Below are 11992 nucleotides of genomic sequence, written 5' to 3' on the forward strand. Positions count from 1 at the left end.
AGTATACCAAATTGTCTAATATTATTCTATGAGCTTCAGTTTTGAAATGATCGGTTTTAGTGTATCCTTATTATATAAAATAATTTTAGGAGTATATGTATGAGTAAATTTGACGAACAAATTTTAGTAGTAAACACAGATGTATTACTAGATAATAAACAGAATGCTTTTAACGGATTTATTGACAACAAAGATTCGAAATTCAAAGCAATTGTTAGCACGCTACCACAGTTTGAAGTTAAACGACGTGGTGACATGGAGGAAGATCCCACATATAAGCAGCTCATCAGCTATGCAATCATCGCCTCTGGCGATGAAACTCTCGTATATAAGAGACTAAAGGGTGGTGGTGAGTCACGTCTACATGGTCTCTTATCGATTGGAGTAGGAGGTCATATGAACGACATTGAAGAAGTGACAGATATCAAAGAAAAGATGATGGTGAACGCTGCTAGAGAACTTGAAGAAGAGGTCGGAATTACTGAAGACAAATTAAAATCATTTGAGATTGTTGGACTCATTAACGATGACACGAATGAAGTAGGCCAAGTGCACATCGGATTAGTGTTTAAAGTGGAAGTCGACAAAACGGATATCTTCAGCAATGAGGAAGATACTATTGAGCTTATCTGGACAAAAGATAGTGATTTAAAATCATTATCTCCATACGAATCATGGAGTGAACTCATCATTCGTGATGCGTATGCGTAAAAAGCTTACGAGTCATCCACGTTTCTTAACGAAATTAAAAAGGGATTTGAAGGATGCATTTTATGATGAGGATTACCATACCTTCATCAATAAATTTCAAGCGCTACAGGAACTTGATTTTCCGGAAACTGAACTTACTGAAATGTTTTATGAATCGCTCTTTAACACTGGTCAAAATGAAGCAGCGTTATTATTCGGTGAAACGTATATCCAGATGTTAGAAAGTAATCATGAAGATAATCTGATGCACATGTTAATGATTGTTAAAGCCTTAAAGAATCTTGGACGTTCTGATGAAATAGCTAAGTGGATTGCTGCAATTGCAACAAGCCCACATATAGAGAATCTTGATTCTGCAGTATTAGAAGAACTTGAAAAGATTAGTACGAATACTGTAGTGATCGAGGAAGATACTCAATTGAAGCCAGAATTTAGTGGCGATATCGAAACTGCATTAATTGAAGGTTCAATCGATTCAAGGATGCAAGCGATTGATCATTTAATTGATACTGAAGACGAGACATACGTAGAACTTATTAGTCGTTTATATAAAACAGAAGAGATACGAGTAATCCAAAGCATGATGATTTCGTATTTAAAACAAGTGGATTATAATGAAGAGCCGATTGTGTTAAATAAATTCGGAGAGAGTTTTAAAAAATATACTTCTGAGTTTAAAGTGTTTGAACAAGAAGCGAAATTGGAAAAGACAATCGAATGGATTATTGAGATAGGACGCGAAAAATTTAATGGTAATCAAGAGAGAATCGAGCAATCGATTGAAATGTTTATCAATATCTCTATGTTGTGGTATCCTTACCATGTGTCGTTTCCGCCCCAGAAACTCGCGAATATGTTTATTAATTATGTGAGAGTACTTCATAATGAACTTGACGCGAAAAACTTTCATGGGGAGCTGGCAGACTGGATCTTTAAAATTGAAGATGAGATGGTCAAGCTAAACCAATAACAAAAATTTGAACACTTACATGTTTATTGCTATAATATATAGGTTAAATAAACAAGTGAAATCATGTATTACAACGGAGGAAATTATTTATGTCTCAAACACAAACTTGGGAAAAACTAGAAGGTAACGAAGGTACATTAACAATTAATGTACCTGCAAAAGAATTTGACAAGGCTTTAGACGAAGCTTTCAAGAAAGTGTCTAAGGATGTTCAAGTTCCAGGATTTAGAAAAGGTAAATTACCACGTCAAATGTTCGAACAACGTTTTGGTGTAGAATCACTTTACCAAGACGCACTTGATGTAATCTTACCACACGCATATGGTAAAGCAGTTGAAGAAACGGGAATTAACCCAGTAGATCAACCAGAAGTAGAAGTAGAAAAAATCGAAAAAGGCGAAGATCTTGTTCTTAAAATGACTGTAACTGTAGAACCAGAAGTTAAACTTGGTGACTATAAAGGATTAGAAGCTGAGAAGGTTGACACTGATGTCACTGACGCTGACGTTGATGAACAAATTGAAGCAATGGTTGCACAGTACGCTGACTTAGTTGTTAAAGAGGAAGGCGAAGTTGTTGAAGGCGACATCGTTAACTTAGACTTCGAAGGACTCTTAAACGATGAGCCATTCGAGGGTGGAAAAGCTGAAGGTCATGAACTTGAAATTGGTTCGGGTCAATTCATCCCAGGATTTGAAGAGCAATTAATTGGTCTTAAAACTGGAGACGAAAAAGACTTAGATATTACTTTCCCAGAAGAATACCACGCTGAAGAGCTTGCTGGTAAACCAGTCGTATTTAAAGTCAAAATCAACGAGATTAAACAAAAAGAAACTCCGGAATTTAACGATGCGTTCGTTAAAGAAGAATTAGAAGGCTTCGACGCTGACACAGCTGAAGGTGTTAGAGAATCAATCAAGAAAGACTTAGAAGCTGAGAAAAAAGAAGAAGCAGACTTTAAAATGAAAGAATCATTAGTATCACAAGCAGCCGACAACGCTGAAATCGATGTTCCTGAAGCAATGGTTAGTACCGAACAAGACAGAATGCTTCAAGAATTCGAACAACGTTTATCTCAACAAGGTCTAAATCTTGAGTTATATGAGCAATTAACTGGTCAAGGCGCTGACGCAATGCGTGAACAAATGAAGGAAGACGCACTTAAGCGTGTACGTACTGGCCTTACATTAAGTGCAATTGCTGAAGCAGAAGGCATCACAGTTGATGAAAGCGACGTTGACAACGAAATCAATAAACTCGCTGAACAGTTCAATATGCCTACTGAAGACATCAAGAAAGTACTTGGTGACTTATCGGTTCTTAAAGCAGATGTTATGAACCAAAAAGCAATTGATTTCTTAGTAGAAAACCAAAAATAATTGAATTAATAATTCTAAAGAATAAGCTCTACACAGAAGTGTAGAGCTTATTCACTTGTTCTAATCAGTTTAATTGAATTAGTGAGTATTCTGTTGTAAGATACTTAAGAATGAAAGGTCGGTGCAATACATGTTTAAGTTTAATGAAGATGAGTCAAATCTCACATGTAGTTTCTGTGGTAAAAACCAAGACCAAGTACAGAAATTAATTGCAGGTAGTGGTGTTTATATTTGTAACGAATGTATCGAGCTCTGCTACGAAATTATTGAAGAAGAATTAAAAGATACAGAAACAGAATTTTTAACTGAAATTCCAAAACCAAGAGAAATTCTCGAAGCACTTGATGAATACGTTATCGGGCAAGAACAAGCTAAGCGTGCATTAAGTGTTGCGGTCTATAACCACTATAAACGTATTAATCAACGCATGAATGAAGACGAAGTAGAATTATCTAAGAGTAACATTGCTTTAATTGGACCAACTGGTTCAGGTAAAACTTTACTTGCGCAAACATTGGCACGCACACTACACGTACCGTTTGCTATTGCAGATGCAACAAGTCTGACTGAAGCAGGGTATGTTGGTGATGACGTTGAAAATATTCTATTACGCTTAATTCAAGCAGCAGATTATGATGTTGAGCGTGCCGAACAAGGTATTATCTACATCGATGAGATCGATAAGATTGCTAGAAAAGGCGAAAATACTTCAATTACAAGAGACGTTTCTGGTGAAGGCGTACAACAAGCGCTTCTTAAAATTTTAGAAGGTACAGTTGCGAGCGTACCGCCTCAAGGTGGTAGAAAGCATCCAAACCAAGAATCTATTCAAATCAATACGAAAAATATTTTATTTATTCTAGGCGGCGCATTCGCTGGAATGGAAGAAATTATTAAACGTAGAATCGGTCACAAGGTGATCGGATTTGGTGGTCAGACTGAACCTGCTGAAACAAATGAAGAGTTAATGGCGTTAGTTCGTCCAGAAGACTTGCAAAGCTATGGTCTAATTCCAGAATTTATCGGTCGTGTGCCAATCATTGCTAACTTAGAAGAGTTAGATGTAGACGCATTAAAAGCGATTCTGACTGAACCTAAAAATGCATTAGTAAAACAATATACACGTATGTTAGAACTTGATGATGTTGAATTAGAGTTCGATGAAGATGCACTAGACGCGGTAGCAGAGCTTGCTATTGAGAGAAAAACTGGTGCACGTGGACTCCGTTCAATTATTGAAGAACGCATGGTAGATATCATGTTTGACGTACCATCTAATGATGACATTAAGAAGGTGTTAATCACTCGTGATACAATCATGAATGAAACAGAACCACAAGTTTTTGATAAAGATGGCAATGAGCTAGATTTAAACAAAAAAAGTGCATAAATTATAAATAACGGCTGTCGATTCGACAGCCTTTTTTTGAAGGTGATTATATGAAAATAAACCCAAATCAGGTCGATATCATTATTTCGGCAGTATCAAAAGAGCAATACCCAGAAACAGGTCTCAGCGAAATTTCACTTGCAGGACGATCAAACGTTGGTAAATCAAGTTTTATCAACGCTGTATGTGGAAGAAAAGGCGTAGCGAGAATTTCAAGTAAGCCAGGTAAGACGATTACATTGAACTTTTATGATGTAGATAATCAGTTTGTGTTTGTAGATGTTCCGGGGTATGGGTATGCTAAACAGTCAAAAAAAGAGCGTGAAAAATGGGGGGAAATGATCGAGAGTTATCTTACAGGTCGAAAAGAAATGAAGGCTTGTATTCAACTCATCGATCTAAGACATCCACCAACAAATGATGATATCCAAATGTATGATTTCTTAAAATACTACGAAATCCCTGTAATTGTCATCGCAACGAAGAGTGATAAAATCGCAAAAAGCCGAATTGAAAAACATGTTGGTGTAATTCGCAGAGAATTAAGATTAGAACCAGAAGATGTAATTATACCTTTTTCAAGTGTTAGTAAACAAAATTTAGACCGAGTATACGAGGAAATAGCTGGTAGAATCTAAACAATTTGTGACAGTTATGTCATTATCCACATTTAGAAAAAACTCTCTGTTATTATAAGTAACATATGAAGAGTGTTTTTAAGGGGGCACACACATGCATGTAGTTGCACTCAGTCTAAACTATAGAAATCTTGATGTAGAAGATCGTGAAAAAGTGACATTTGAAAATGAGGAACTTAAAAATGCGTTGCATAAATTACGCGGACAAAAAAGTATCTTAGAAAGTGTCCTAATATCGACTTGTAATAGAACAGAAATTTATGTGGTGAGTGATCAGGTACACACGGGTATATATTACACACAAAAATTTTTAGCAGATTATTTTGGTTTAGATTTTGAAGATGTAAAAAGTATAACTGAGACACGAGAAGGTGACGATGCTATTTACCATTTATATCGGGTCACAGCTGGTCTCGATTCAATGGTTGTAGGTGAAACACAAATTCTCGGACAGATGAGAGAGGCGTTTCTTGAAGCACAAGAAGAACATACGACAGGCAAATTGCTTAATCGCTTGTTCCAAGATGCAATGTCTGTAGCAAAGCGCGGACATACAGAAACAGATATATCAAAAAATGCAGTAAGCATTTCTTATGCAGCAGTAGAGCTTGCAAAAAATGTATTTAAAAATATTAAAGAAAAACGTGTTTTAGTTGTTGGTGCAGGAGAAATGGCAGAAGAGTCACTTCTTAACTTAACATCAAACGGTATCACTGATGTCACTGTTATAAATAGAAGTGAACCAAGTGGTAGAAAGTTAGCAGAAAAATACGGTGGTCAATATAGACCAATGAATGAATTATCAAATTGGCTAATCGAAACAGATATCGTGATATCATCTACAAGAGCGACTGATTTTGTTATTACGGCAGATATGGTAAATAAAGCAATGCAAAGTCGTCCAGATAAGTCGTTATTATTGATTGATATCGCGTTACCACGAGATATTGAGCCGGAAGTTGAAAATATTCCAAATGTGTATACGTATAACGTAGATGATTTAAATGGACTAGTAGATTCAAACTTAGCGTCTCGTTTAAAAGAAGCAGAAAAAATAGAACAAATGATAGATGAATCTGTGGATGCATTTAATGGTTGGTTAGATATGCAAGGCGTACGTCCAGTCATTCAAGCAATGAGAATGAAAGCGCTCGATATCCATGAGACAACTTTCCAAAGTGTCTTAAATAAGATGCCAAACTTATCTAAACGTGAACAAACTGTCATTTCAAAACATATGAAGAGTATTATCAACCAGATACTAAGAGATCCAATCACTTACACTAAAGAACTTGCTGGAGATAAAGCAGGGGGTATTCAGTTAACAGAGCTTGAAAAACTTTTTGGTATTGAAGATATCGTCGAAGACATCTCAGAAAAAGAAGCAGCTGAAATGCTCAAAAAGAATCAATTAATAAAAGAAAAACAGTTGAATTAACCTTTCCTTGCCTAGCATTGAAAGGTTTCTCTTTAAATATAAACATAGGTGAGGTAAACAATGAAAATAGTTAAAGTCGGAACGAGACGAAGTGGGCTCGCAAAAACTCAAACCATGCAATTGATTAATGAGTTAGAAAAAAGGAATCCGGACGTCAAATTTGAAACAGTTGAGATCGTAACGAAAGGTGACCAAATCGTTAACGTTCAACTTTCTAAAGTAGGCGGTAAAGGGTTATTTGTTAAAGAAATCGAAGAAGCTCTAAAAAATGGTGAAATCGATATGGCTGTACACTCACTTAAAGACGTACCAAGTGAATTGCCACCTGGGTTCGAACTTGCAGCTGTACCTGTACGTGAAGACATGAGAGATGCGTTTTTATCTAACAATAAAGTTGCATTTAAAGATTTACCATCTGGAAGTATCGTAGGAACTTCAAGTTTAAGACGCTCTGCACAACTTAAGGAATTGCGTGACGACATCACAGTGAACTGGGTACGCGGTAATATTGATACGAGAATTAAGAAAATGGAATCTGGTGAATATGACGCGATTATCTTAGCTGCAGCTGGCTTGAAACGAATGGGATGGAGCGATACTATCGTAACTGAATACTTTGATCCAGTTGAGTTCATTCCAGCAATTGCACAAGGTGCATTAGGTGTTGAAATCCGCGAAGGTGATATTGAAATGAGAAATATTTTAAGTACGATTCACGACGATGAGACGTCTACAACAACATCTGCAGAACGTGCATTCCTAAAACGCATGGACGGAAGTTGCCAGGTGCCTATCGGTGGGTATGCAGAGTATGTTGATGGTGAGTTGTACTTAACAGGTCTTATCATGAATGAAGAAGGCACTGAGAAGTTCTTAGTTAGAAAATCAGCGGATGATCCGATTGAGCTTGGTAACTTAGTTGCAGATGAGATGGAAAAAATCGGCGCTAAAGAAATAATTGACCGAATCAATGAAAACAAATAAGAAACTTAAAAAAGTTATTGTCACACAGAGTCACTTTAACCATAAAGAAGCTGATTTGGATATATTACATTTCCCAATCATTTCGTTTGAACAACTAGATTTTGACAAAAATAAACTTAACAGGACGTTTGATTGGGTAGTAATCACCAGTAAAAACACTGTGACATTTTTTAAAGACTATCTTGACCAAATCAACTACAAGAATATTGCTTCGATCGGAAAAACGACAACAAAAGCGCTCGTGGAAGCAGGGTTCAAAGTCGATTTTGAACCGAGTACATATACTCAAGAAGGATTTATGCAAGAATTTAATGTCGACAAAGACATGTGCATTCTCTATCCTGCGAGCAATGAGAAACGTCCATTGATGAGAAATTTCATGGTAAAACATGACGCTGAAGTAGTAGAGATTGATTTATATCATCCTATAGGAAATAAATTATCTCTTGAGGGGATACGAAACAATCTTTATGAAATCGATGCAATAACGTTTTCCAGTCCTTCTGGTGTTCATGTTTTTATGCAGCACTTTGATAAACAAGATTTAGAAGGTATTACAGTCGCAACAATTGGTCACGTAACACGTAGTGCGCTAGAGGCTTACGGTGTTTTATCGATTATGCCTGAGCAAGCAACATTGAATTCGATGATAGAGATGTTAGAAAAGGAGTTAAACGAATGAAATTTGATAGACACCGTAGACTGAGAAGTTCTCAGTTTATGAGAGATATTGTGAGAGAGAATTCATTATCTAAAAATGATTTAATTTACCCAATCTTTGTGGTGGAGGCACCAGACATTAAAAAAGAAGTTTCATCAATGAAAGGTGTTTACCAGATTTCATTGAACAGATTAGAAGAAGAACTTCATGAAGTAGTGAAACTCGGAATCAAATCTGTCATTTTCTTTGGTGTACCGAATGAAAAAGATGCAGTTGGTACAGGAGCCTATGACGAAAATGGTATTGTTCAAGAAGCATGCAAGCTCTCGAAAAAGCTTTACCCAGAATTACTCGTTATTTTAGATACATGTATGTGTGAATACACAGATCACGGCCACTGTGGAGTAATCAATGAAGAAACACAAGATGTAGATAACGATAAATCTTTACCATTACTTGTTAAAACAGCCATTTCACAGGCAAAAGCAGGTGCAGATATCATTGCACCTTCAAATATGATGGACGGATTTGTAAGTGAAATTCGTAAAGGTTTAGATAAGAATGGCTTCGAACATATTCCGATCATGAGTTATGGCATTAAGTATGCGTCTAAATTTTACGGTCCGTTTAGAGATGCAGCAGAAAGTACACCTTCATTTGGTGACCGACGAACGTATCAAATGGATCCAGCAAACAGACTAGATGCACTTCGTGAGCTTGAAAGTGATGAGCGTGAAGGTGCGGATATGATGATCGTTAAACCTGCATTATCATATTTAGATATCATTCGTGATGTGAGAAATAACTCAAATCTTCCGGTTGTTGCATACAACGTGAGCGGGGAATATTCCATGACAAGAAATGCAGTAGATCTCGGTCTATTAGACGAGGAAGTAATCATGGAACAAATGCTTTCGATGAAGCGTGCTGGTGCAGATTTAATTATCACATATTTCGCAAAAGATTTATGTAGAATGATTGATGAAGGAGAAGGAAATTGATGAATTTTGAAACTTCAAAAACGTTATTCAAAGATGCTGTAGAACTCATGCCTGGTGGAGTAAGCTCACCTGTTAGAGCATTTAAATCAGTGAAGATGAACCCAATATTTGTTGAAAGTGCCACAGGTGTCATGGTTAAAGATGTTGATGGTAACGAATATATCGACTACGTATTAAGTTGGGGACCACTTATCTTAGGTCACAGCAATGATCAAGTAGTTAAGCGTATTCAAGAACAAGCGGTTAAAGGAACATCATTTGGTGCGCCGACGGAACTTGAAAACAAACTCGCTGAAATCGTAATTGACCGTGTACCATCAATCGAAATGGTACGATTCGTTTCATCCGGGACTGAAGCAACTCTTTCTGCTTTAAGACTTGCACGTGGATATACGGATCGTAACAAAATATTAAAATTTGAAGGTTGCTATCACGGACACTCTGATTCACTGTTAATTAAAGCAGGTAGTGGAGTTGCCACACTCGGACTTCCAGATTCACCCGGAGTACCTGAAGGAGTAGCAAGCAATACAATAACAGTTCCATACAACGATAAAGAATCACTTAAAGAAGCATTTGATAAATTCGGTGATGACATTGCAGCTGTTATCATGGAGCCAGTAGCTGGAAACATGGGGGTTGTTCCTCCAGTGAATGATTTCCTACATTTTGTACGTGATATCACTGAACAAAATGGTACCTTACTTATCTTTGATGAAGTTATGACAGGATTTCGTGTATCATATCATTCTGCCCAAGGCTATTACGGTGTGACACCAGACCTTACTTGTTTAGGTAAAGTAATCGGTGGTGGATTACCAGTAGGAGCTTATGGAGGTAAGCGTGAAATCATGGAGCATGTTGCACCAGTTGGAACCATTTACCAAGCAGGTACACTCTCAGGAAATCCATTAGCAATGACTGCAGGAATCGAAACATTATCTCAACTTACTGAGGAATCATATGATCACTTCAATATGCTTGGAGATATTATTGAGGAAGAATTACCTAAAATCTTTGAAAAGTACAGTGAGAAAATTACAATCAACCGAGCAGGTTCTATGATTGGATTTTTCTTAACTGAAGGTCCTGTAAAAAACTTTGATGATGCAAATCGCTCTGATTTAGACCTGTTTGCAAGACTCTTCCAAGAGTTATTAAAAGAAGGTGTTTATTTACCACCTTCACAATTTGAAGGAATGTTTTTATCGACTGCTCATACGAAAGAGCATATCGAAACGACTTTAAAAGCGTTTGATAATGCACTTAGACGTATCAAAAGTAAATAAGTGTTGATTTTACTCGCCAAATCTTCCATAATTTAAGGTAGATAAATAAAAAGGGGTCGAGACTCTTGGCAATTATTAAAAAGAAAAAAGATCCGGCAAATATCCTTTATTGGTTAATGCCTACAATTGTGGTACTACTAATGTTACCACTACTAATATTCCACCTATAAAAAGATAAGCGCACACATGTGCGCTTTTTTTTCGTATAAAAGGGGAGGGAGTGGAAGAGATGCGTTACTTAAAAACGATATTACTTTTTGTTTATTGTAGTGTACTCTCAATACTGATTGGATTAACGCATCTACCACTAGCTTGGTTATTTGGTAGCTTGATTGGTACGTTAATTTTTATTCGATATTATGGAACAAAATTTTGGTATCCGAAATGGTTTGGCGATTCAGGGGTTTTTGTCATGGGATTCCAGATCGGATCGTCACTCACGGCAGTTGCGCTTGTAGCAATGATGGCTGATTTACTCAATATTGTTATAATTACCTTTCTTGTTTTACTCATGAGTTTATCTTTATCACGCATGTTTATGAAATTAACTCGATCAAGTTTAGAAACATCAATACTTGCAAGTGTTCCTGGAGCATTATCTCAGATGCTGATCATGGCTGAAGAAAACAAGAATGCCGACATCATGCTAGTGTCATTGACACAAATGTCTCGAATCGTGTTGATTGTATTAATCGTACCGTTTATTGCGCAGTTTTTTCCGGCTGATGGAGAGATTGGCTCAGTCGAAGTTGTCCCATATTTAACTGAAGTTTTAACACCATTAATGATTTTGATACCATTTGGTGGAATGGTGATGTACCAACTTTTAAAAAAAATCAAGTTTCCGGCAGCGATTATGCTCGGACCGGTGATTGTGATGATTATATGGAACTTAACTACAGGGATCACATTTACATTAGATACCTCTTTAATTAACTTTGCGCAGATTTTATTTGGCATTAGAATTGGACTTCAAATCTCAACTTTAATGTCGCAATTAGCGAAACGATTAATTTTTATCATTTTGATGCAAAATATCTTGTTGATTGCAGGAACTTTACTGATTGTCATATTCTATCAATTTTTCACCACGCATAGTTTTAATACGCTATTCTTAGCAGCTGCACCTGGTGGTCTTGCTCAGATTATTGTAATTGCATTAGAAACGGGTGGAGATATTTCAATTATTTCAAGCTATCACATCTTTAGAATATTCTTTATCATACTATTCATTGTTCCGCTCGTCGATTTTTACTTGCGTAAACGAGCTTCAAAAGCTTGACATAACAATGCTTTTAGAGTAATCTATTATCATGTAAATAACGAGTTTAGAAGTAGTAACACAAGTTCAAATTTCTTTAGAGAGCGTGTGTCAGGTGAAATCACGTGAAATACTTGTGCGAAGTAGTCTAAGTAATTTAACTTGAAAAGAGTAGAGTTAGACGTTTGATGAGCGTTAATCATAATTAAGTGTAGTGTATTCAAGTACGCTAAATTTAGGTGGTACCACGGAACTTCCGTCCTATTCTGG

Annotated in this window: 11 protein-coding genes and 1 other annotated feature; all 11 genes read left to right on the forward strand. The window is 36.6% G+C overall.

Going from position 1 to position 11992, the window contains the following annotated elements; genetic code table 11:
- Nucleotides 1-99 precede the first annotated feature (99 nt).
- Nucleotides 100-711 (forward strand): NUDIX domain-containing protein, encoded by a 612-nt coding sequence (locus H9D55_RS04940; protein WP_186077402.1) that lies wholly within the window; start codon nucleotides 100-102, stop codon nucleotides 709-711.
- Nucleotides 704-1681, forward strand: a complete 978-nt coding sequence (locus tag H9D55_RS04945) for a hypothetical protein (RefSeq protein ID WP_186077403.1) — start codon at nucleotides 704-706, stop codon at nucleotides 1679-1681. The genes H9D55_RS04940 and H9D55_RS04945 overlap by 8 nt, the downstream gene beginning before the upstream one ends.
- Before the next feature lie 89 nt (nucleotides 1682-1770).
- Nucleotides 1771-3060, forward strand: a complete 1290-nt coding sequence (tig, locus tag H9D55_RS04950; RefSeq protein ID WP_186077405.1) for a trigger factor — start codon at nucleotides 1771-1773, stop codon at nucleotides 3058-3060.
- Between the two features lie 130 nt (nucleotides 3061-3190).
- Nucleotides 3191-4450 (forward strand): ATP-dependent Clp protease ATP-binding subunit ClpX, encoded by a 1260-nt coding sequence (gene clpX, locus H9D55_RS04955; protein ID WP_186077406.1) that lies wholly within the window; start codon nucleotides 3191-3193, stop codon nucleotides 4448-4450.
- 50 nt (nucleotides 4451-4500) lie between these two features.
- Nucleotides 4501-5088 (forward strand): ribosome biogenesis GTP-binding protein YihA/YsxC, encoded by a 588-nt coding sequence (gene yihA, locus H9D55_RS04960; RefSeq protein ID WP_186077408.1) that lies wholly within the window; start codon nucleotides 4501-4503, stop codon nucleotides 5086-5088.
- 94 nt (nucleotides 5089-5182) lie between these two features.
- Nucleotides 5183-6526, forward strand: a complete 1344-nt coding sequence (gene hemA / locus H9D55_RS04965; RefSeq protein WP_186077410.1) for a glutamyl-tRNA reductase — start codon at nucleotides 5183-5185, stop codon at nucleotides 6524-6526.
- Between the two features lie 60 nt (nucleotides 6527-6586).
- A complete protein-coding gene (hemC, locus tag H9D55_RS04970; RefSeq protein WP_186077412.1) occupies nucleotides 6587-7510 on the forward strand; it encodes a hydroxymethylbilane synthase in 924 nt (307 codons plus the stop codon).
- Nucleotides 7497-8192, forward strand: a complete 696-nt coding sequence (locus H9D55_RS04975) for a uroporphyrinogen-III synthase (RefSeq protein WP_186077414.1) — start codon at nucleotides 7497-7499, stop codon at nucleotides 8190-8192. The genes hemC and H9D55_RS04975 overlap by 14 nt, the downstream gene beginning before the upstream one ends.
- Nucleotides 8189-9172: a porphobilinogen synthase gene (gene hemB / locus H9D55_RS04980; RefSeq protein WP_186077416.1), complete on the forward strand. Its 984-nt coding sequence runs from the start codon at nucleotides 8189-8191 to the stop codon at nucleotides 9170-9172. Before H9D55_RS04975 ends, hemB begins: the two co-directional genes overlap by 4 nt.
- Nucleotides 9172-10461, forward strand: a complete 1290-nt coding sequence (gene hemL / locus H9D55_RS04985; RefSeq protein WP_186077418.1) for a glutamate-1-semialdehyde 2,1-aminomutase — start codon at nucleotides 9172-9174, stop codon at nucleotides 10459-10461. The genes hemB and hemL overlap by 1 nt, the downstream gene beginning before the upstream one ends.
- 229 nt (nucleotides 10462-10690) lie before the next feature.
- The gene (locus H9D55_RS04990) at nucleotides 10691-11743 is read left to right on the forward strand and encodes an AbrB family transcriptional regulator (protein WP_186077420.1); all 1053 of its coding nucleotides are present in this window, start codon (nucleotides 10691-10693) and stop codon (nucleotides 11741-11743) included.
- A 39-nt stretch (nucleotides 11744-11782) separates the two neighbouring features.
- Nucleotides 11783-11989 (forward strand) — a binding site (T-box leader).
- The last annotated feature ends 3 nt before the right edge of the window (nucleotides 11990-11992 follow it).

Origin of the sequence: Phocicoccus pinnipedialis (assembly GCF_903994035.1) — a bacterium.
GTDB classification, from domain to species: domain Bacteria; phylum Bacillota; class Bacilli; order Staphylococcales; family Salinicoccaceae; genus Phocicoccus; species Phocicoccus pinnipedialis.

What these genes read in the sequence shown, in the direction of transcription:
- H9D55_RS04940 (WP_186077402.1), top strand. Translation starts at nt 100, where the DNA reads ATGAGTAAATTTGACGAACAAATTTTAGTAGTAAACACAGATGTATTA.
- H9D55_RS04945 (WP_186077403.1), top strand. Translation starts at nt 704, where the DNA reads ATGCGTAAAAAGCTTACGAGTCATCCACGTTTCTTAACGAAATTAAAA.
- tig (WP_186077405.1), top strand. Translation starts at nt 1,771, where the DNA reads ATGTCTCAAACACAAACTTGGGAAAAACTAGAAGGTAACGAAGGTACA.
- clpX (WP_186077406.1), top strand. Translation starts at nt 3,191, where the DNA reads ATGTTTAAGTTTAATGAAGATGAGTCAAATCTCACATGTAGTTTCTGT.
- yihA (WP_186077408.1), top strand. Translation starts at nt 4,501, where the DNA reads ATGAAAATAAACCCAAATCAGGTCGATATCATTATTTCGGCAGTATCA.
- hemA (WP_186077410.1), top strand. Translation starts at nt 5,183, where the DNA reads ATGCATGTAGTTGCACTCAGTCTAAACTATAGAAATCTTGATGTAGAA.
- hemC (WP_186077412.1), top strand. Translation starts at nt 6,587, where the DNA reads ATGAAAATAGTTAAAGTCGGAACGAGACGAAGTGGGCTCGCAAAAACT.
- H9D55_RS04975 (WP_186077414.1), top strand. Translation starts at nt 7,497, where the DNA reads ATGAAAACAAATAAGAAACTTAAAAAAGTTATTGTCACACAGAGTCAC.
- hemB (WP_186077416.1), top strand. Translation starts at nt 8,189, where the DNA reads ATGAAATTTGATAGACACCGTAGACTGAGAAGTTCTCAGTTTATGAGA.
- hemL (WP_186077418.1), top strand. Translation starts at nt 9,172, where the DNA reads ATGAATTTTGAAACTTCAAAAACGTTATTCAAAGATGCTGTAGAACTC.
- H9D55_RS04990 (WP_186077420.1), top strand. Translation starts at nt 10,691, where the DNA reads ATGCGTTACTTAAAAACGATATTACTTTTTGTTTATTGTAGTGTACTC.